The sequence below is a fragment of the Kitasatospora sp. NPDC048194 genome, assembly GCF_043202455.1.
In the GTDB taxonomy this organism is placed as follows: domain Bacteria; phylum Actinomycetota; class Actinomycetes; order Streptomycetales; family Streptomycetaceae; genus Kitasatospora.
In genome coordinates this window covers 1-1,119 of the sequence record NZ_JBIDAK010000081.1, presented here as the reverse complement: position 1 = coordinate 1,119, position 1,119 = coordinate 1, and the positions used below count along the sequence as shown (strand labels likewise).

Sequence of the window (1,119 nt, the reverse complement as noted above, 5' to 3'; positions counted from 1 at the left end):
CGGTGCCGTGCTATGGAGCCGGTGGCGGTGCAGTATGCGCAACCACCGGTTTGTTGGCGTTGTCGGGATGCTGACGGACCAGGGTCAGCCGGTGATGGCGAAGGTCCAGCCGGGCATGGTCTCCCAGGTGAGCCACTTGTTGTCCTTGTAGGTGGCGCGGGACATGGTGCCGTTGGTGCCGGTGGCGAAGAGTTCGAGGGTGTTGGTGTAGGCGTTGTAGGTGGCGGAGGGGGTGCCTGAGAACTGCCAGTCGCTGATGGTGCTCCAGCCGCCCCAGGTCTTGGTCTTGTTGTCCCAGTAGTTGTGGCCGAGCTTGCCGTTCGTGCTGCCGACGGCGAACAGCTCGACGGCGTTGGCGGCGGGGTTGAAGACGGCGGTGGGGGTGCCGTTGAACTGCCAGTCGCCCATCGTGCTGAGGCTGCTCCAGGGGGAGCCGGTTTCGCTGTAGGCGTGGGCCATGGTGCCGTTCGTGGTGGTGACGAAGACCTCGGCGCTGTTGTTGGCGGGGTTCACGACGGCGGTGGGGCTGCCGGCGACGGCCTGGCCGCCGATGGTGCCCCAGTCGCTCCAGGTCTTGGTCTTGTTGTCCCAGTAGCGGTGGCCGAGTTCGTTGCGGCTGGTGGTCGCGAACAGCTCGACGGCGTCGGTGGACGGGTTGTAGACGGTGGTGGGGGTACCGGCGAACTGCCAGTTTCCGTGCAGGCGGACGTCGTCCCACGGTGCGCCGTCGGCGCTGTAGGAGTGGGTCATGTAGCTGTCGGTGGTCAGGGCGAACACCTCGGCGGTCCGGTTCGAGGGGTTATACACGGCGACCGGGTTGGCCTTGAGGTTGGTGATGCCGGGCAGGACGCTCCAGCCCATCCACTTGTTGGCTGCCGGGTCCCAGTGGTTGCGGCAGAGCTTGCCGTCCTTGCCGACGGCGAAGAGTTCGAGCTGCTTGGTGGCGGGGTTGTAGATCGTGGAGGGGATCCCGCTGAACTTCCACTCCTGCAGGGCCGACCAGCCGCTCCAGCCCTGGTCCTCCTTTTTGGAGTTGTGGGCGAGGACGCCGTCGGTGCCCAGCGCGAAGATCTCGGCGGTCCTGGTGTCGGGGTTGTAGACGGAGTTCACGACCGCGGA

Annotated in this window: 1 protein-coding gene; it reads right to left on the bottom strand. The window is 66.2% G+C overall.

The window, feature by feature from the left end; translation table 11 throughout:
• Positions 1–84 precede the first annotated feature (84 nt).
• Positions 85–1,119, bottom strand: a 1,035-nt coding sequence (locus tag ACGF07_RS35635) for a hypothetical protein (RefSeq protein WP_392905844.1), incomplete at its 5' end; no start/stop codon positions are given.